Source organism: Micrococcus sp. HMSC31B01 (genome assembly GCF_001816085.1).
GTDB classification, from domain to species: domain Bacteria; phylum Actinomycetota; class Actinomycetes; order Actinomycetales; family Micrococcaceae; genus Micrococcus; species Micrococcus luteus.
In genome coordinates this window covers 1-819 of the sequence record NZ_KV824878.1, presented here as the reverse complement: position 1 = coordinate 819, position 819 = coordinate 1, and the positions used below count along the sequence as shown (strand labels likewise).

The 819-nt window shown below is 74.5% G+C and carries 1 protein-coding gene; it reads left to right on the top strand.

The window, feature by feature from the left end; all coding sequences use genetic code 11:
- The coding region (locus HMPREF3105_RS01005; RefSeq protein ID WP_141762370.1) for a glycosyltransferase at positions 1 to 819 on the top strand (819 nt) is incomplete at both ends.

Sequence of the window (819 nt, the reverse complement as noted above, 5' to 3'; positions counted from 1 at the left end):
GGCGCGGGGCCGCCGGGGCCCGGCAGCAACGCGGGGCCGGCGCGCGCTGAAGAACTTCGCCGCCGGGCGGACCGGCGCCTGGCGCGAAGTCTGGCCCCTGATCGCGGACTACGAGGACGGCTTCCTGCGTGCCCTGATCGACCTCGCGCCCGACATTGTCCACGTGCACGACCTCCATCCCCTGCCCGCTGCGGCCGCCTACGACCGCTACCGCGCTGCGCGCGGGCTGCCGCCGGTCCCGTGGGTCTACGACGCGCACGAGTGGTTGCCCGGCCAGATGATGCCCGGGCCCGTGGATCAGCGCATCGCGTGGAAGGCGGCCGAAGCCGAGCTGATCCACGAGGCTGACGCCGTCGTCGCCGTCACGGACGGACTGGCCGACCGGATGCGCGAGTACCACGCCCTGCAGGAACGCCCCGTGACGGTGATCAACGGGCCGTGGGGCGCGCAGGTCCCGATGGACCCGGCCGAGCGCCTGCCCCTGCGCACCGAGCTGGGCCTGTCCGACGACGTCCCCCTGCTCGTCTACGTCGGCAAGCTGGCCGAGGTCCGTGGCGTGCGCACGCTGGTGGACGCCCTGCCGCTGCTGCCCGGCGTCCACGTCGCGTACGTGGGCTCCCCCGACCCCGGCGCCCGGCAGGGCCTGCGCGACCGGGCGGCCCAGCTCGACGTCGCCGACCGGATGCACATCGTCGACTACGTGCCCTCGGCCTCTGTGACGTGGTACGTCTCCTCCGCCACTGCGGGCGTGAGCCCGCTGCTCCCCACCCCGGCCCACGAGAGCGCCGTCGCCACCAAGCTGCGTGAATGCCTGCTGGC